Raw genomic sequence first — 16868 nt, 5'->3', positions numbered from 1 at the left:
GATGAACAATAAGAAGAATCGCCGGCCCCGCAGCCGGCTTGCGCTGCACGCGATGCTGGCGGCGTCCCTTCTGGGTGGATCGGGTGCGGCATGCGCGGATCGATGGGGGATTCAGGCGGGCGGCGGCCTGCTATCTCGCGAGCGCGCCCGGCGTCACGGGCGCGACGCTGACCGTCGACGGCGGCGAGCACCTCGTGCCGCCCGCCGCCGGCCCGAATGAATGAACTGCGCGGATCGCGCGGCCTGACTGCCGCCGCCCGCGCCGCTTTGCGTGTGCGCACGCCAATTTGACTGGAACGACCATGTTTTCCGCTCTCCTGCACCCCCGCCTCGCGGACTGCCGCAGGCTCTACCTGCGCGACTACGAAGTGCACATCAACATCGGTGCCTTCGAACACGAGAAGCGCGGCGAGCAGCGCGTCGTCATCAATGTCGACCTGTTCGTGCCGCTCGCGCTGTCCACCCCCGTCGACGACCGGCTGCATGAAATCGTCGACTACGATCTGATGAAGCAGAGCGTCACGCAATGCCTGGCGCGGGGCCACATCCACCTGCAGGAAACGCTGTGCGACGCGATCGCCGCGCGCCTGCTGGCGCACGATGCCGTGCGCGCGGTACGCGTCTGTACCGAGAAACCGGACGCTTATCCGGACTGCGACGCCGTCGGCGTCGAAGTCTTTCGCATCAAGGACGAGGAGCGCGCATGAACGCCCCCCACATGAATGACACGGCGGCCGATGCCGCCCCCCTCGACGCGACCGCCGCGCCGGCAGGCCGCCCGGCACTGACGCGCCGCGAACAGAAGGACGCGTACGAGAACAACAAGCTGTTCAAGCGGATCGCGCGCCAGGTCGGCCAGGCGATCGGCGACTTCAACATGATCGAGCAGGGCGACAAGGTGATGGTGTGCCTGTCGGGCGGCAAGGACAGCTACGCGATGCTCGACGTGCTGCTGCGCCTGCGCGAGCGCGCACCGATCGATTTCGACATCGTCGCGGTGAACCTCGACCAGAAGCAGCCGGGCTTCCCCGAGCACGTGCTGCCGGAATACCTGAAGCAGGTCGGCGTGCCGTTCCACATCGAGAACCAGGACACCTACAGCATCGTCAAGCGGCTCGTGCCCGAAGGCAAGACGACCTGCTCGCTGTGCTCGCGGCTGCGCCGCGGGATCCTGTACCGCGTGGCCGGCGAGCTCGGTGCGACCAAGATCGCGCTCGGCCACCACCGCGACGACATCGTGCAGACGCTGCTGCTCAACATGTTCTACGGCGGCAAGCTGAAGGGAATGCCGCCGAAGCTGCAGTCGGACGACGGCAAGAACATCGTGATCCGCCCGCTCGCGTACGTGAAGGAAACCGATCTCGAGAAATACGCGGAACTGCGCGAATTCCCGATCATCCCGTGCAACCTGTGCGGCAGCCAGCCGAACCTGAAGCGCGCGGAAATGAAGGCGCTGATCCGCGAATGGGACAAGCGCTTCCCGGGCCGGGTCGAGAACATGTTCAACGCGCTCGCAAAGGTCGTGCCGTCGCACCTGATGGACACGACGCTGTACCCGTTCCAGTCGCTGCGGGCGACGGGCGAAGCCGATCCGCAGGGCGACATCGCGTTCGACGAGGAGCCGTGCGCGTCGGGCGACGACACCGCGGCGCCGGGCGGTGCCCAGCCGATCTCGATCGTCCAGTTCGACGACCTGTAAGCGGGGCCGGAACCCTTGCCGGAACGGCGCGCCAGCCGCCCGTTCCGGCGTTGCAGCCGCGCCGCAGCACGCCCGGATCGACGGGGGCTGCATGCTAAAATGGACGGCTTCGAACTCTTCTGACAAGCTGGCGCCATGAATATCGTGATTTTGGCGGCAGGCACCGGCAAGCGCATGCGTTCCGCGCTGCCGAAAGTGCTTCATCCCCTGGCCGGCAGGCCGCTTCTCTCCCACGTCATCGACACCGCGCGCACGCTGCAGCCGTCCCGGCTGGTCGTCGTCGTCGGTCACGGCGCCGAGCAGGTCCAGGCCGCCGTCGCCGCCCCGGATGTGCAGTTTGCCGTGCAGGCCGAGCAGCTCGGCACCGGCCACGCGGTGCGCCAGGCGCTGCCGCTCCTCGATCCCGCGCAACCGACGCTCGTGCTGTACGGCGACGTGCCGCTCACACGCGAGTCGACCTTGCAGCGCCTCGTCGACGCCGCGCGCGAAGGCCGCTACGGGATTCTGACCGTCACGCTCGACGATCCGACCGGCTATGGCCGCATCGTGCGCGACGCGGCCGGCTTCGTCACGCGCATCGTCGAGCAGAAGGATGCGTCGCCCGAGCAGCTGAAGATCGCCGAGATCAACACCGGCATCATCGTCACGCCGACGGCCCAGTTGTCGATGTGGCTCGGCGCGCTGAAGAACGAGAACGCGCAGGGCGAGTACTACCTGACCGACGTCGTCGAACTCGCGATCGAGGCCGGTTTCGAGGTCGTCACCGCGCAGCCCGACGAGGAATGGGAAACGCTCGGCGTGAACAGCAAGGCGCAGCTCGCCGAGCTCGAACGCATCCACCAGCGCACGATCGCCGACGCGCTGCTCGTCGACGGCGTCACGCTCGCCGATCCGGCGCGCCTCGACGTGCGCGGCACGCTGCGCTGCGGCCGCGACGTGTCGATCGACGTGAACTGCATGTTCGAAGGCAACGTGACGCTCGCCGACAACGTGACGATCGGCGCGAACTGCGTGATCCGCAACGCGTCGGTCGGCACGGGCACGCGCATCGACGCGTTCACGCACATCGACGGCGCCGAGCTCGGCGCGCACACCGTGATCGGCCCGTACGCGCGGCTGCGCCCGGGCGCGCAGCTCGCGGACGAAGCGCACGTCGGCAACTTCGTCGAGGTGAAGAACGCGGTGATCGGCCACGGCTCGAAGGCGAACCACCTGACGTACATCGGCGATGCCGACATCGGCGCGCGCGTGAACATCGGCGCGGGCACGATCACCTGCAACTACGACGGCGCGAACAAGTTCCGTACCGTGATCGAGGACGACGTGTTCGTCGGCTCCGACACGCAGCTGGTCGCGCCGGTGCGCGTCGGCCGCGGCGTGACGATCGCCGCCGGCACGACGGTCTGGAAGGACGTGGCCGACGGCCTCCTCGCATTGAACGAGAAGACGCAGACCGCAAAAAGCGGCTACGTCCGCCCGGTCAAGAAGAAAAGTTAACACCATGCGGGTGCCCCAGGGCGCCCGCTTCCCTATAGAAGGTAGATTTCATGTGCGGCATTGTCGGCGCAGTTGCGCAACGTAATATCGTTCCGGTGCTGATCGAAGGATTGCGGCGCCTCGAGTACCGTGGCTACGACTCGTGCGGCGTCGCCGTGCTCGAGCCGGACGCGCCGAAGCGCGCGCGCAGCGTTGCGCGCGTCGCCGATCTCGACGCACAGGTGCGCGAATCGCACGTCGAAGGCACGACGGGCGTCGCACACACGCGCTGGGCGACGCACGGCGCGCCCGTCACGCACAACGCGCACCCGATCTTCTCGTCGAACGCGCTCGCGCTCGTCCACAACGGCATCATCGAGAACTTCGAATCGCTGCGCGAAGCGCTGCGCGCGAAGGGCTACGAATTCGTGTCGCAGACCGACACCGAAGTGATCGCCCACCTCGTGCACAGCCTGTATCGCGGCAACCTGTTCGACGCGGTGCGCGAGGCGGTCGGCCAGTTGCACGGCGCGTACGCGATCGCCGTGATCCACAAGGACCAGCCGCACACCGTCGTCGGCGCGCGCCAGGGTTCGCCGCTCGTGGTCGGCCACGGCGACGGCGAGAACTTCCTCGCGTCCGACGCGCTCGCGCTCGTGGGCAGCACCGACCGCTTCACGTTCCTCGAGGAAGGCGACGTGTGCGAGCTGTCGCTCGACGGCGTGAAGATCGTCGACCGGAACGGCGCGCTCGCGCAGCGCGAGATCCGCGTGGTCAGCACCTACGGCGGCGCGGTCGAACTCGGCCCGTATCGTCACTTCATGCAGAAGGAAATCTTCGAGCAGCCGCGCGCGATCAGCGATACCGTGCCGCAAACGGACGCATTCGACGCGACGCTGTTCGGCGACGCCGCGCCCGCCGCGTTCGCGAACATCGACAGCCTGCTGATCCTCGCGTGCGGCACGAGCTACTACTCGGGCCTGACCGCGAAGTACTGGCTCGAATCGATCGCGAAGATCCCGACGCAGGTCGAGATCGCGAGCGAATACCGCTACCGCGAATCGGTACCGAACCCGCGCCAGCTCGTGCTGGTGATCTCGCAGTCGGGCGAGACGGCCGATACGCTCGCGGCGCTCAAGCACGCGCAATCGCTCGGCCACACGCATACGCTGGCCGTCTGCAACGTCGCGACGAGCGCGATGGTGCGCCTCACCGAAATGCAGTTCCTGACGCACGCGGGCACCGAGATCGGCGTCGCGTCGACCAAGGCGTTCACGACCCAGCTCGTCGCGCTGTTCGTGCTGGCCGCGACGCTCGGCAAGCTGCGCGGGCACGTCGACGCCGCGCAGGAAGCAGAATTCCTGAAGCAGCTGCGCCACCTGCCGGCCGCGCTGAACAGCGTGCTCGCGCTGGAGCCGCAGATCATCGCGTGGTCGGAGGAATTCGCGCGCAAGGAAAACGCGCTGTTCCTCGGCCGCGGGCTGCACTACCCGATCGCGCTCGAAGGCGCGCTGAAGCTGAAGGAAATCTCGTACATCCACGCCGAGGCCTATCCGGCCGGCGAACTGAAGCACGGGCCGCTCGCGCTCGTCACGGAAGCGATGCCGGTCGTCACGGTCGCGCCGAACGACACGCTGCTCGAGAAGCTGAAGTCGAACATGCAGGAAGTGCGTGCGCGCGGCGGCGAGCTGTACGTGTTCGCCGATGCCGACACGCAGATCGTCAACGACGATGGCCTGCACGTGATCCGGATGCCGGAGCACTACGGGCAACTGTCGCCGATCCTGCACGTCGTGCCGCTGCAATTGCTCGCGTATCACACCGCGTGCGCACGCGGCACCGACGTCGACAAGCCGCGGAACCTCGCGAAGTCGGTGACGGTGGAGTAAGCGGTACCCGGCCGGGATGGCCCTGCGGGGCCGTTCCGGTGGCGCGTCGATGTCCAGCCGGCCGCTCGTGGCCGTTTGGCCAGGTCGAAATATGTACCACGTAGTGGTATATAATTCTGTGCTAACTCGACCGGCCCGACATGCCTGCTTCCGTACGACGCGTCTTCAAGACGAAATGGTTTCACAAGGCAGCCAGAAAAGCAGGAATCGCCGATGCCGAACTCTGCCGCGCAATCCGGGAGCTGGCGCGCGGCCAGGGCGTCGATCTCGGCGGCAACGTCTGGAAGAAGCGCCTGGACGGCAACCGTCAGCGCGGGATCGTGCTGGGCAGGATCGGGCAGGCGTGGGTGTTCGTGTTCCTGTTCGCGAAACGCGATCGGGACGACATCGACGAACGCGAACTGCGCGCCTTCAGAAAGCTCGCGGTCGATGTCGGGCATCGCACCGATGCCGACCTCGCGACGCTGATCGCACTGAAAGAGCTTGTGGAGATTTGCAATGGCTAAGAGTCGGTTCAAGAGCGACGCAACGGAGGCGATCCACAGCGCCGCGTCCGGTCTTTATCGCGCCAGCCTGATCGACAAGAAGACGATGCGCGAATACGACGACCTCTGCATCGAAGCCGCCCCGCAGTTCGCGCCGGAAGCGATCGCCCGCATCCGCAAATCGGTCAACGTCAGCCAGAGCGTGTTCGCGCTCTACCTGAACACGACGACGTCGACGATCCGCCAATGGGAACAGGGCGACAAGCGGCCGAGCGGCATCGCCGCGCGCATGCTGCAGATCGTCGAGAAGCACGGGCTCGAGGTGTTCTCCTGAGCACGCCATCCCGCCTCGCAGGCCGCCTCGTGCGCCAACAAGAATTTGACGGAGAGACCATGGTAAGACTGTTGGGATGCGGATTGCTGGCACTGACGTTCGCGTCGACGGGCTGGGCAGCCGAGCACTATGTCGAGGTCTGGAACCCGCCCGAGGCGCGGTTGCCGGCCGCGCACGCGCCGGCGGCGCGCAAGAGTGCCGACGCCCCCGCCGCCACGACGACGAAACACGCCGCCGTGCCGCCGAAGGCCGTCGCGAAGCCGCCGCACAAGCGTCACGTCGCGCAAACCGCGCAGGCCGTGAAAGCCGGTTCGCATCGTCCGCCCGCGGCCGAGGCACCGGCCGCCCCGCGCCCCGTCGCGCAGCCCGCACCGGGCCGCCTGACGGTGATGCAGCCGGCTGCGCCCGATGCGCAGCACGCGCTAAACTTCTCAAACATCCCGCGTCAATACACGCCGGACGGCAACGTGCTGCAGGTCGGCACGCACGGCCGCTCCGCGGAGGTGACTCGATAATGGAAGCGCAAACCTACCACGGCTACCAGATCTGGGGCCACGCGATCCTGCAGCAGGACGAGATCCTGCAGCCCGAGCGCTTCGCGGCGAGCGGCACGATCACGCAGAACAACAAGCTGGTCGAGGCATCCGGCGTGCTCGGCGTGTTCGACACCGAGGACGACGCGCGCGATGCGGGGCTCGAATGGGCCCGCGCATGGATCGACAGCCACCGCTGACCGGGCGCGGCGGGCGCCACCCGCGTGCGGCTGCCCAGGCCGCGCACGGGCCGGCCGCGAACCGCACATGAAAAAAAGGGGCGTCCATGACGCCCCTTTTTTATTCGAACCTGAACCACTCAGGCCACCGGCCGTGGCGGCCGCACCGCCGCCTGCGGCCGGCCGACGAGCCGTGCCAGCCCGACAATCGCGGCCAGCGTCGCGAGATACGCGACGATCTGGATGCCCGCCGGGCGCGCGGTATAGCCGACCAGCGTATGCAGCGCCTTGCCGACGATGCTCGAATCCCTGAGCAGCCACGACGTATCCCAGATCACATCGCCCCACGACGGCACGAGGCCAGCCGAGAGCAGGAAACCGACGCACTGGCTTGCCATCCCCGCCGCGAGCAGCACGATCAGCCAGTTGGTGACGGAGAACAGGCGCTTCAGCGGAATCTGCAGCAGGCCCGCATACATCCCGTAGCCGAGCCCGGCGCCGCCCAGCACGCCGAGCAACCCGCCGACGATCATCTGCGGCGTCTGCCCCGGATCGCCCGCCGCGATGCCGTACAGGAACAGCACGGCCTCGGAGCCTTCGCGCAGCACCGCGACGCCGACCACGATCGCCAGCCCCGTCAGCGGCTTGCTGCCGGCCGCGACGGCACGTCCGACCTCGGTCATCTGCATCGCCATCTCGCGACCGTGCCGGCTCATCCAGATGCTGTGCCACGCGAGCATCAGCGTCGCGACGAACATCACGCCCGCGTTGAAGACCTCCTGCCCCATGCCGGACGCCCACTGCGAAATCACGTCGGCGAACGCGGCGATCAGGCCGGCGCCGATCACGCCGCCCACCAGCCCGCTGCCGACCCACCAGCCGCGCCGCGGCACGCCCTTCGTGGCGGCCATCACGATCGACACCACCAGCGCGGCCTCGAGCACTTCACGAAAGACGATCAGAGCGGTAGACAACATGGCGATATCGGCTTACTTGACGGTCAGGTGCGTCTTCGACTGCGCTTCGTGATACTCGTCGTGGAATTCGTACGTGCCGGCCTTCAGCGGCCCGACCAGGATCTCCACCGACTTGCCGGCTGGCACGACCTTCTCCGCCTTGAAGTCGTCGCTCTCGAATTCGGCGGGCGTCGCGTCGAGGTTCTTCACGACGAACTTCACCTTCTTGCCGGCCGGGATCGTCACGCCGTCCGGCGAAAACTTGTGATCCTTCAGGGTCAGGTTGACGACATCGTCGGCCGCGAAGGCGGACGTTGCCGATGCGCCCAGCAGCGCCAGCGCGAAGCCGAAAGCAAAACGATTCATAGGGGTAACGAAATGAAATATCGAAGGGAGCTGATACTAAGATCGATTCGCATTTTCACCTCGCGTACCCTTACTCCCAATAGGGTGATCGCGCTTCATGGATCGACGTCGCGCATTGCCCGGCAAGGCATCCGCCCTGCTTCGCCCGGAACGCTTCGCCGTCAATCAGGACAAGTGCCGAATGACGTCAAAGGCCCGATCGATATTCGTCAGACTTCATCTTTACAACGCGCTGTCGCCCGATCCAGGCGCAACACCGATTCCCCGCGACGCGCGCACGCTTGACCTTCCCACTATGGCAAGCTTCATGCTGTCGATGCTTGTCAATCGTCAACTCAGGAGAACACGATGGAATTCGAAGTCCAGGACATGACCTGCGGCGGCTGCGCCAATGCCATCACCCGCGCGGTGACGGCCGCCGATCCCGCCGCGAAGCTCGACATCGACGTCGCGGCGAAGATCGTCAAGGTCGAATCGGCGCAAGGCGCCGAGCGCGTGCAGTCGATCATCGAAGCCGCCGGCTTCCACCCTGCGCTGCGCGCCGCATAACGCCCGCCCGCTGCGGGTGCGGGCACGCCGTCGTACGGCGCCGCGCCCGCATCCGGCAGCGCGTCAGCGCAGCCGGATCAGCGTCGACTTCAGCTCGGTGTACTTCTCGAGCGCGTGCAACGACTTGTCGCGACCGTTGCCCGACTGCTTGTAGCCGCCGAACGGGAAGTTCATGTCGCCCCCCTCGTCGTAGCAGTTCACCCAGACGGTGCCCGCACGCAGCCGGCGCGACACGTCGTGCGCGGTCGTCAGGTTCGACGTCCACACGGCCGCGGCCAGCCCGTATTCGGTGTCGTTCGCGATCCGCACGGCCTCGTCGACGTCGTCGAACACGATCACCGACAGCACCGGCCCGAAGATCTCCTCGCGCGCGATCTTCGCATCCGGTTTCACCTCGAACACCGTCGGCTCCACGTAGAAGCCGCCCGTTTCCGCCTTCACGCGCGCACCGCCGGTGACAAGCTTGCCTTCACTGCGCCCGGCCTCGATATAGCCGAGCACGCGCTCGAGCTGGATGCCGTCCACGATCGCGCCCATCGACACCGACGGATCGAGCGGATTGCCGGGCACGTACGCACGCGCGGCCGCGACGAGCTTCTCGATGAATGCGTCCTTGATGTCGCGATGCACGAGCAGCCGGGAACCTGCCGTGCACATCTCGCCCATGTTGTAGAAGATCGCGCCGGCGGCAGCCTGCGCCGCGCGGTCGAGATCGGGACAATCGGGCAACACGATGTTCGGCGACTTGCCGCCGAGTTCGAGCCATGCGCGCTTCAGGTTCGACTGCGCGGCGTACTGCATGATCAGCTTGCCGACCGCCGTCGAGCCTGTAAACGCGATGCAATCGACGTCGCGATGCAGCGCGAGCAGCTTGCCGGGCTCGCCCGCACCCGGCACGACGTTGAACACGCCGGCGGGAATGCCGGCCTCGTACGCGAGTTGCGCGACGCGGATTGCGGTCAGCGGCGATTTCTCCGACGGCTTCAGCACCACGCTGTTGCCGGCCGCGAGCGCCGGGCCGAATTTCCACGCGGCCATCAGGATCGGGAAGTTCCACGGCACGACGGCGGCCACCACGCCGACCGGCTCGCGCGTGACCAGGCCGACGAGATGATGATCGGCCGGCGCAACCTCGCCGCCCACCTTGTCGATCGCTTCTGCAAACCACTCGACGCAGTACGCGGCGCCCGGCACGTCGACCGTCGTCGTGTCGCCGATCGGCTTGCCGGCGTCGAGCGTTTCGAGCAGCGACAGCTCGTCGAGATGCTCGCGCATCAACGCGGCCCAGCGCAGCAGCACGGCCTTGCGCGCACGCGGGTTCAGCCCGGCCCATACGCCCGCATCGAACGCGCGACGCGCGGCCGCAACGGCCGCGTTCACGTCGGCTTCGCCGCAATCGGCGACCTTCGCGAGCACGCGGCCGTCGATCGGGCTCACGCAGTCGAATGTCTTGCCGCCATGCGCGTCGCGCGACGCGCCGTCGATGAATGCGCGCCCTTCGATCTCGAGCGACGCCGCCTTGTCCTGCCAGTCAGCCAAAGTCAACTTGTTCATCAGGATGCCTCAGTTTTTTGGCACTCGCGATGCGGCACGCCGCTGCGCGTGACGCGCAGCCGGCCGGCAGCGAATGCAGTGACGCGCGGTGGAAAGGTCAGAAGGTCGCCGGCGAATTGGCCGAAACGACCTCGCAGATCAGGTCCGCGCTGGGATTGCGAAAACGGTGCGGCAAACGGCTTTCGAAGTAGTAGCCGTCTCCGGGGTCGAGCAGCCACGTCGCGCCGTCGACGGTCAGCTCGAGCCGGCCCGACACGACGACACCGCCCTCGTGCCCCGCGTGCACGAGCATCTCGGGCCCCGTGTCGGCCTGCGGCTGGTAGATCTCGCGCAGGATGCACATGTTGCGGTCCTTCATGCTCGCGCCGACCAGATGGAACGCAAGCGTGTCGTTGCCGAGGTTCGGCATCTCGTCACGACGCGACACGACCGAACGCGAATCGACGAGCTCGAACGTGAAGAACTCCGCGAGACTCATCGGGATGCATTCGAGCAGCTTCTTCAGCGAGCCGACCGACGGGCTCACACGGCCCTGTTCGATCAGCGAGATCGTGCCGTTGGTCACGCCGGCCCGCTTCGCGAGTTCGCGTTGCGACAGGCCATGCTTGTTGCGCACGAAACGCAGGCGCTCGGCGACTTCGGTAGACATCGATTCGGTTTCGGACACGATAAGTGCGATGACAAAGTGAAACGACGCGTTGGACAGCCGTTGAATATTCTAATCACTTTATGCCGCGCATCAGCGGGGAAAACCCTGAAAGGCGTTCGAAATAATGAACACCCTGTCGATTATTCCGTTTACGAATCTTTTGTTCGCACTGCTCGGGAAAGCCCTGATGCAACACCGTTAAAAAACATTTGACGCCGTTTTTGGCTCGTATATGCTGGCTCTCAGGTTAGCGTCATCAAGCTTTCATGGGCAGCAAAAACGTTATTGCAACGCAAAAATTGATGCCCATCAATGTAAATAACGCGTAACCGGCGCCTTGATTATTTTAAACGCCCAGCGCGTCGAAACGGTCAGGTGTTCAATACTTTCAACAACCCAGTCGAGTGTAATCGTGAGAGTCCGTGGCCCTCTGGTGAGGTGGGATCGAGGCGATGTGCGAAGTTTGCGCAGCGCGGCGTCCGCTTCCGACGACGGCAGTTGCGGCTGGCATAGTCCTCGCCTGCTTCATCTGTCGATCTACACCATCCTGTCCCGTCGTTCCGTTCGGCGTCACAACGCCGTTTCCGCACGCGCCTTCGTTGCCGTCGATACCGACGAAGTGGCGTCGCTGCTGCCGTAGCGCCTCTCCTTTCTTTACGTCGTTCGTTTCATCTGCCGATTCGCCAACCGCATCGTCCGTGCGGTGACGGAACGCGTTCGCGCATGCGTTGCTGCGTCGCGTATCGCCATGAAATGAACGACGGCCAGATCGTCGCGCGCAGCGCGGATCGCCACACCATCCCGTTGCGCCCATTCACCAGCGGCCCTGCGTCTCGCGCAAGGCTGCGGGGTTGTTGCACGCCGGCGTTTCGCCACATCCGGCAAGACGTAAGCGACAACCCTCCGGATAACTGATTGACGTCATGGAAAGAAGGAAACCTCTCGTCGGCATCACCGCCGACCACACGCAAATCGGCGCACACGCGTCGCACACGGTCGGCGACAAGTACGTCGCCGCGATCGTCGACGGCGCGCAAGCGTTCGCGATGGTGCTGCCCGCGCTCGGCGATCGCCAGTCGGTCGACGACGTGCTCGACACGGTCGACGGCCTGCTGTTTACCGGCAGCTACTCGAACGTCGAGCCGCACCTGTACGGCGGCGAACCGAGCGCACCGGGCACGAAGCACGACCCGGCCCGCGACGCGACCACGCTGCCGCTGCTGCGCGCGGCGATCGCCGCGCGCGTACCCGTGCTGGCCGTCTGCCGCGGCTTCCAGGAGCTGAACGTCGTCTGCGGCGGCACGCTGCACCAGCGCGTGCATGAAGTGCCGGGCTTCGCCGATCACCGCGAAGACGACGACGCGCCGATGGACACGCAGTACGGCCCCGCGCACGTCGTGCGCCTGACGCCCGGCGGCCAGTTGCACGCGCTCGCCGGCGGCCGCGACGAAGTGCACGTGAACTCGCTGCACAAGCAGGGCATCGCACAGCTGGGCTCCGGCCTCGCCGTCGAGGCCGTCGCGCCGGACGGGCTGATCGAAGCCGTGAGCGTCGTCGACGCACCGGCTTTCGCCCTGGCCGTGCAGTGGCATCCGGAATGGCGCCATGCGCAGGACCCGCTGTCGAGCGCGATCTTCCGCGCCTTCGGCGACGCCTGCCGCGCCCGCCGCGCCGCCCGCACGCGTGCCATGGCCGCCGCCGCGCTCGCCTGAGCGCGCCGACCCAAACCAACGAGAACAGACATGCAAGACATCGAAGATTTTCTGAAACAACACCGGATCACCGAAGTCGAGGCGATCATTCCCGACATGGCCGGCATCGCGCGCGGCAAGATCACGCCGCGCAACAAGTTCACGTCCGGCGAATCGATGCGCCTGCCGCAAGCCGTGATGGTGCAGACCGTCACCGGCGAATATCCGGAAGACGGCTCGCTGACCGGCGTGACCGACCCCGACATGGTGTGCGTGCCCGACGCGTCGACGATCCGCCTGATCCCGTGGGCCATCGACCCGACCGCGCAGGTGATCCACGACTGCGTGCACTTCGACGGCTCGCCGGTCGAGATCTCGCCGCGCTACGTGCTGCGCCGCGTGCTCGACCTGTACAAGGCGAAGGGCTGGAAGCCGGTCGTCGCGCCCGAGCTCGAGTTCTACCTGGTCGACATGAACAAGGATCCCGACCTGCCGCTGCGTCCGCCGGTCGGCCGTACGGGCCGCCCCGAAACGGGCCGCCAGTCGTATTCGATCGAGGCCGTCAACGAGTTCGACCCGCTGTTCGAGGACATCTACGAGTACTGCGAAGCGCAGAACCTCGACATCGACACGCTGATCCACGAAGTCGGCGCCGCGCAGATGGAGATCAACTTCATGCACGGCGACGCGCTGTCGCTGGCCGACCAGGTGTTCCTGTTCAAGCGCACGGTACGCGAGGCCGCGCTGCGTCACAACATGTACGCGACGTTCATGGCCAAGCCGATGGAAGACGAACCGGGTTCGGCGATGCACGTGCACCAGAGCATCGTCGACGAGGAAACGGGCCATAACCTGTTCACGTCGCAGGAAACCGGCGGCGCGACGTCGATGTTCTACAACTACCTCGCGGGTCTGCAGAAGTACACGCCGGCACTGATGCCGATCTTCGCGCCGTACATCAACTCGTACCGCCGCCTGTCGCGCTTCATGGCTGCACCGATCAACGTGCAGTGGGGCTACGACAACCGCACGGTCGGCTTCCGCATCCCGCACTCGAGCCCGTCGGCACGCCGCATCGAGAACCGCATCCCGGGCGTCGACTGCAACCCGTACCTCGCACTCGCCGCGACGCTCGCGGCTGGCTATCTCGGCATGACGCAGCGCCTGGAGCCGACCGAGCCGCTCGTCAGCGACGGCTACGACCTGCCGTACCAGCTGCCGCGCAACCTCGAGGAAGGGCTCACGCTGATGGCCGCCTGCGAGCCGCTCGGCGAGATCCTCGGCCACAAGTTCCTGAAGGCGTATTTCGCGCTGAAGGAAACCGAATACGAAGCGTTCTTCCGCGTGATCAGCTCGTGGGAACGCCGCCATCTGCTGCTGCACGTCTGAGCGTGCGCCCAACCGAATACGGAATCACGGAGGAAACATGACGTACCGCAACGAATCTGCCTGGATCCAGCCCGCCGCCCCCACCGCCACGGCCGCCGCACCGCGCGCGGCGCAGGCGCGCACGACCGCCGAATACCGCGCGCTCGACGCCGCGCACCACATCCATCCGTTCTCCGACATGGGTGCGCTGAACCGCGCGGGCAGCCGCGTGATCGTGAAGGCCGACGGCGTCTACCTGTGGGACTCGGACGGCAACAAGGTGATCGACGGGATGGCCGGCCTCTGGTGCGTGAACGTCGGCTACGGCCGCAAGGAGCTCGCCGACGCAGCCTATCGCCAGCTCCAGGAACTGCCGTTCTACAACACGTTCTTCAAGACCACGCACCCACCGGTGATCGAACTGTCCGCGATGCTCGCGGAAGTCACGCCGAAGGGCTTCAACCACTTCTTCTATTGCAACAGCGGCTCGGAAGGCAACGACACGGTGCTGCGCCTCGTGCACCAGTACTGGCGCGTGCAGGGCCAGCCGCAGAAGAAGTTCGTGATCTCGCGCAAAAACGGCTATCACGGCTCGACGATCGCCGGCGGCACGCTCGGCGGGATGGGCTACATGCACGAGCAGATGCCGTCGAAGGTCGAGAACATCGTGCACATCGACCAGCCGTATTTCTTCGGCGAAGCGGCGGCCGGCGAAACGCCGGAAGCGTTCGGCCTCGCCCGCGCGCAGCAGCTCGAAGCGAAGATCCTCGAACTCGGCGCGGAGAACGTCGCCGCATTCATCGGCGAGCCGTTCCAGGGCGCGGGCGGCGTGATCTTCCCGCCGTCGACGTATTGGCCGGAAATCCAGCGGATCTGCCGCAAGTACGACATCCTGCTCGTCGCTGATGAAGTGATCGGCGGCTTCGGCCGCACCGGCGAATGGTTCGCGCACCAGCACTTCGGCTTCGAGCCGGACCTGATCACGATGGCCAAGGGCCTCACGTCGGGCTACGTGCCGATGGGTGCGGTCGGCATTCACGAGCGCGTCGCGCGGCCGATCATCGACAACGGCGAATTCAACCACGGCCTCACGTACTCGGGCCACCCGGTCGCGGCGGCCGTCGCGGTTGCGAACCTGAAGCTGCTGCGCGACGAAGGGATCGTCGAGCGCGTGAAGAACGATACCGGCCCGTACTTCCAGGCGCTGATGCGCGAAACCTTCGCGCGTCACCCGATCGTCGGCGAAGTGCACGGCCACGGCCTCGTCGCGAGCCTGCAGCTCGCCGAATCGCCGGCAGAACGCCGCCGCTTCGCGAACGGCGGCGACGTCGGCACGATCTGCCGCGACTTCTGCTTCAACGGCAACCTGATCATGCGTGCGACCGGCGACCGGATGCTGCTGTCGCCGCCGCTCGTGATCTCGCGTCCGGAAATCGATGAACTCGTATCGAAGGCGAAAAAAGCAGTCGATGCAACCGCCCAGCAACTGGGTATTTCGTAACGGTTTTGCCTACAGGCGTGCGGCGGGCGCCGCACGCCGCCATAACCAGGGGAATTCCACCATGCGTGCCTGCTTTCTTCGCCAAGCCTGTTCTGTTGCCGCCCTTGCCGCCGCGGCCGCGTTCACGTCGGTCGCCAGCCCGACGGCGCACGCGGCCGACGAGCTGAATGTCTACAACTGGTCCGACTACATCGCACCCGACACGATCCCGAACTTCCAGAAGCAGACGGGCATCCACGTCAAGTACGACAACTACGACAGCGACGACACGCTTCAGGCGAAGCTGCTGGCCGGCAGTTCGGGCTACGACATCGTCGTGCCGACGTCGAACTACATGGCCAAGCAGATCCAGGCCGGCGTGTACCAGAAGCTCGACAAGTCGAAGCTGCCGAACCTCGCGAACCTCGACCCGCTGCTGATGAAGATGATCGCGGATGCCGATCCGGGCAACCAGTACGGTGTGCCCTGGGCCTACGGCACGGACGGCATCGGCTACAACGCGCAGGCGGTGAAGAAGGCACTCGGCGACAAAGCGCCGGTCGACAGCTGGGCACTGGTGTTCGACCCGGCCAACATGGAAAAGCTGAAGGGCTGCGGCGTGTCGTTCCTCGACCAGGCCGTCGACGTGTTCGCCGCCACGCTGCAATACATGGGCAAGAACCCGAACAGCACGAACCCCGGCGATTACCAGGCAGCCTTCGAAGTCCTGAAGAAAGTCCGCCCGTACATCACCCAGTTCAACTCGTCCGGCTACATCAACGACCTCGCGAACAACGATGTGTGCGTCGCGCTCGGCTGGTCGGGCGACGTCGGCATCGCGCATCGCCGCTCGGCCGAAGCGAAGCGTTCGTATGACATCAAGTTCTCGAACCCGAAGGAAGGCGGCCTGCTGTGGTTCGACGTGATGGTGATCCCGAAGGATGCACCGCACCCCGAGGCCGCCCTGAAGTGGATCAACTACGTGTCCGATCCGAAGGTCAACGCGGCGATCACCAACACGGTGTTCTACCCGACTGCCAACAAGGCTGCGCATCAGTTCGTCACGCCGAGCGTCGCGCAGGACCCGACGGTCTATCCGCCCGAAGACGTGCTGAAGAAGATGGTGCTGATGAAGCCGATGCCGGCCGACATCCTGCGCCTCCAGAACCGCCTGTGGGCCCAATTGAAGACCGGCCACTGATCGCCCTGCATTCCGGCGGCGCAGGCATCGCTTCACGCCTGCCCGCCTGAGATCCGCGGACCTCCGTCCGCCCGCGCGCGCCGCGCGCACTGTTCCATCCGGCACGAGCCGTCGTCCGCGAGTCGCGTTGCGCGCCTCGTGCGGGGACGCTCACGCCTGCAATCCGTGAAGAACGAATGGTGACTCCCATGCAATCGATACCCTCTTCCGCTGCTGCACGACAGACCCAACCGGCCGCCGCGGCCCGTACGCAAAACGACGCGTTCGTGCGCATCGAAAACGTCGTGAAGAAATTCGGCGACAGCACGGCCGTCGACAACGTGAACCTGACCATCGCCAAGAACGAGCTGTTCGCGCTGCTCGGCAGCTCGGGCTGCGGCAAGTCGACGTTGCTGCGCATGCTCGCCGGGCTCGAGACGGCCACCTCCGGCAAGATCTTCGTCGACGGCGAAGATCTTG

At 66.0% G+C, this 16868-nt stretch carries 19 protein-coding genes and 2 pseudogenes; 17 read left to right on the top strand and 4 right to left on the bottom strand.

What is annotated here, in order from left to right; translation table 11 throughout:
• Position 1 precedes the first annotated feature (1 nt).
• The 10 genes and pseudogenes from G3N61_RS33280 to G3N61_RS33235 all read left to right on the top strand — a co-directional run.
• Positions 2-127, top strand: a pseudogene (locus tag G3N61_RS33280) (acyloxyacyl hydrolase); the annotation flags it as partial.
• Positions 120-224 (top strand): annotated as a pseudogene (locus G3N61_RS33275) (short-chain dehydrogenase); the annotation flags it as partial. The pseudogenes G3N61_RS33280 and G3N61_RS33275, both read left to right, overlap by 8 nt.
• 78 nt (positions 225-302) lie before the next feature.
• The gene (locus G3N61_RS33270; RefSeq protein WP_043186999.1) at positions 303-707 is read left to right on the top strand and encodes a dihydroneopterin aldolase; all 405 of its coding nucleotides are present in this window, start codon (positions 303-305) and stop codon (positions 705-707) included.
• Positions 704-1699, top strand: a complete 996-nt coding sequence (gene ttcA / locus G3N61_RS33265; RefSeq protein ID WP_043186997.1) for a tRNA 2-thiocytidine(32) synthetase TtcA — start codon at positions 704-706, stop codon at positions 1697-1699. The genes G3N61_RS33270 and ttcA overlap by 4 nt, the downstream gene beginning before the upstream one ends.
• A 135-nt stretch (positions 1700-1834) precedes the next feature.
• A complete protein-coding gene (gene glmU, locus G3N61_RS33260; protein WP_205824503.1) occupies positions 1835-3196 on the top strand; it encodes a bifunctional UDP-N-acetylglucosamine diphosphorylase/glucosamine-1-phosphate N-acetyltransferase GlmU in 1362 nt (453 codons plus the stop codon).
• Between the two features lie 50 nt (positions 3197-3246).
• The gene (gene glmS / locus G3N61_RS33255) at positions 3247-5064 is read left to right on the top strand and encodes a glutamine--fructose-6-phosphate transaminase (isomerizing) (protein WP_089451387.1); all 1818 of its coding nucleotides are present in this window, start codon (positions 3247-3249) and stop codon (positions 5062-5064) included.
• Positions 5065-5204: 140 nt separating this feature from the next.
• The gene (locus G3N61_RS33250) at positions 5205-5570 is read left to right on the top strand and encodes a type II toxin-antitoxin system RelE/ParE family toxin (protein WP_205824502.1); all 366 of its coding nucleotides are present in this window, start codon (positions 5205-5207) and stop codon (positions 5568-5570) included.
• Positions 5563-5883, top strand: a complete 321-nt coding sequence (locus tag G3N61_RS33245; protein ID WP_089451389.1) for a DNA-binding transcriptional regulator — start codon at positions 5563-5565, stop codon at positions 5881-5883. The genes G3N61_RS33250 and G3N61_RS33245 overlap by 8 nt, the downstream gene beginning before the upstream one ends.
• A 59-nt stretch (positions 5884-5942) precedes the next feature.
• Positions 5943-6398 (top strand): hypothetical protein, encoded by a 456-nt coding sequence (locus tag G3N61_RS33240; protein ID WP_089451390.1) that lies wholly within the window; start codon positions 5943-5945, stop codon positions 6396-6398.
• Positions 6398-6616 (top strand): hypothetical protein, encoded by a 219-nt coding sequence (locus tag G3N61_RS33235; RefSeq protein WP_011353435.1) that lies wholly within the window; start codon positions 6398-6400, stop codon positions 6614-6616. The genes G3N61_RS33240 and G3N61_RS33235 overlap by 1 nt, the downstream gene beginning before the upstream one ends.
• Positions 6617-6735: 119 nt before the next feature.
• On the opposite strand, the gene G3N61_RS33230 is transcribed toward G3N61_RS33235, so the two are convergent.
• Both G3N61_RS33230 and G3N61_RS33225 read right to left on the bottom strand, forming a co-directional pair.
• Positions 6736-7572: an FTR1 family protein gene (locus G3N61_RS33230; protein WP_205824501.1), complete on the bottom strand. Its 837-nt coding sequence runs from the start codon at positions 7570-7572 to the stop codon at positions 6736-6738.
• Positions 7573-7584: 12 nt separating this feature from the next.
• Positions 7585-7917 carry a cupredoxin domain-containing protein gene (locus G3N61_RS33225; RefSeq protein WP_011353437.1) on the bottom strand — a complete coding sequence of 111 codons (333 nt, stop codon included), beginning with the start codon at positions 7915-7917 and terminating at the stop codon, positions 7585-7587.
• 348 nt (positions 7918-8265) lie between these two features.
• Here G3N61_RS33225 and G3N61_RS33220 point away from each other — a divergent pair, with 348 nt between their 5' ends.
• The gene (locus G3N61_RS33220; RefSeq protein ID WP_011353438.1) at positions 8266-8466 is read left to right on the top strand and encodes a heavy-metal-associated domain-containing protein; all 201 of its coding nucleotides are present in this window, start codon (positions 8266-8268) and stop codon (positions 8464-8466) included.
• Positions 8467-8529: 63 nt separating this feature from the next.
• Here the strand turns inward: G3N61_RS33220 and G3N61_RS33215 are convergent, their stop codons facing one another.
• Together G3N61_RS33215 and G3N61_RS33210 are read right to left on the bottom strand one after the other, a co-directional pair.
• Positions 8530-10020, bottom strand: coding sequence for an aldehyde dehydrogenase (locus G3N61_RS33215; protein ID WP_043184601.1), 1491 nt, complete (start codon positions 10018-10020; stop codon positions 8530-8532).
• A 97-nt stretch (positions 10021-10117) separates the two neighbouring features.
• Positions 10118-10669 (bottom strand): cupin domain-containing protein, encoded by a 552-nt coding sequence (locus G3N61_RS33210; protein ID WP_043185160.1) that lies wholly within the window; start codon positions 10667-10669, stop codon positions 10118-10120.
• A gap of 454 nt (positions 10670-11123) precedes the next feature.
• Between G3N61_RS33210 and G3N61_RS39810 the strand changes: the two genes are divergently transcribed.
• The 6 genes from G3N61_RS39810 to G3N61_RS33185 form a co-directional block, all read left to right on the top strand.
• Positions 11124-11309, top strand: a complete 186-nt coding sequence (locus tag G3N61_RS39810; RefSeq protein WP_043184603.1) for a hypothetical protein — start codon at positions 11124-11126, stop codon at positions 11307-11309.
• Positions 11310-11592: 283 nt separating this feature from the next.
• Positions 11593-12381: a gamma-glutamyl-gamma-aminobutyrate hydrolase family protein gene (locus tag G3N61_RS33205; protein WP_205824500.1), complete on the top strand. Its 789-nt coding sequence runs from the start codon at positions 11593-11595 to the stop codon at positions 12379-12381.
• A 30-nt stretch (positions 12382-12411) separates the two neighbouring features.
• Entirely contained in the window at positions 12412-13749 is a 1338-nt protein-coding gene (locus G3N61_RS33200; protein ID WP_043184609.1) for a glutamine synthetase family protein, read from the top strand.
• Positions 13750-13786: 37 nt separating this feature from the next.
• Complete coding sequence (locus G3N61_RS33195; RefSeq protein ID WP_043184611.1) at positions 13787-15229, top strand: aspartate aminotransferase family protein; 1443 nt, start codon at positions 13787-13789, stop codon at positions 15227-15229.
• A 61-nt stretch (positions 15230-15290) separates the two neighbouring features.
• Positions 15291-16409: a polyamine ABC transporter substrate-binding protein gene (locus G3N61_RS33190; RefSeq protein WP_175025869.1), complete on the top strand. Its 1119-nt coding sequence runs from the start codon at positions 15291-15293 to the stop codon at positions 16407-16409.
• A gap of 188 nt (positions 16410-16597) precedes the next feature.
• Positions 16598-16868, top strand: a 271-nt coding sequence (locus G3N61_RS33185; RefSeq protein WP_205824499.1) for an ATP-binding cassette domain-containing protein, incomplete at its 3' end; no start/stop codon positions are given.

Origin of the sequence: Burkholderia sp. Ac-20349, assembly GCF_017104865.1 — a bacterium.
GTDB classification, from domain to species: domain Bacteria; phylum Pseudomonadota; class Gammaproteobacteria; order Burkholderiales; family Burkholderiaceae; genus Burkholderia; species Burkholderia aenigmatica.
The sequence above is the reverse complement of the archived record's forward strand: the minus strand, read 5'-3'. Positions and strand labels throughout refer to the sequence as shown.